Origin of the sequence: Streptomyces roseus (assembly GCF_001044425.1) — a bacterium.
Lineage (GTDB): Bacteria > Actinomycetota > Actinomycetes > Streptomycetales > Streptomycetaceae > Streptomyces > Streptomyces roseus.
Window position 1 is genome coordinate 1 of the sequence record NZ_LFML01000147.1, and the last position, 797, is coordinate 797.

At 79.0% G+C, this 797-nt stretch carries 1 pseudogene; it reads left to right on the forward strand.

Going from position 1 to position 797, the window contains the following annotated elements:
- Positions 1-797, forward strand: a pseudogene (locus tag ACS04_RS30180) (hypothetical protein); the annotation flags it as partial.

The following is a 797-nucleotide window of genomic DNA, read 5'->3' on the forward strand; positions in this document are numbered from 1 at the left end:
GGGCTGCCCCGCGCCGAGGCCGCCGCCCTGCGCGTCGTACGCGGCCTGCGCGCCGCCCGGGAGCGCAGCGGCGGCCAGGGGCTCACCGATCTCACCGGAGCCTTCCGCGAACTCCTCCGCACCGCCGCACTGCTGGCCTCCGGTGCTGCGGGGCCCGAGCTGACCGGCACCGGCCGCCGCGCGTACCGGCCCGGCGGGAGCCTGCGGGTGTACGGCCTGTGCCGGGAGCCGGTCATCTCGGCCACCGGGTACGGGGGAGTGGTCACCCACCTGCTCTCGGCCGACGGCGCCCGCCACAGCGTCTGCGACGTCCGCCCCGGCGGCCCGGCCCGCGCCCGCGGCGCCGGATCCGCCTCCGTGGCGCTCGGCGGAGCAGCCCTCGACCACGCGGGCCTCGCGCGCGGGGGACTGCGCATCTTTGGGGCCACGGTCTCCCCCGACGGCCGTCTCGGTTCCGGACGCGGGGTCCGGGCCACCCCGCTGCGCGGAGTCCCGTGGACCGAGGAGCCGGCCGCCGCGCTCTTCGCCCGCCCGGCGGCCGAGGCCGTGGCCGCCCGGCTGGCGGAGCGGGACACCGAGCCGGAGGGAGCCGAACCGGCCCTGCTCGGCTGCGAGGTCGTGGTCGTCGGCGCGGCCGGGGAGGACCTCCTGGTCCGCGAGGTACGGCCGCAGGCGCCCCTGCTGCGGCTGCGCGCCGCCCACCCCCACCCCGAGCTGACCACCCACGACGTGGGTCTGGCCATACTCGGCCCGTTGCAGGAGCTCGATCTGGTCGCGTACCTGCGGTTCGCGTCCGT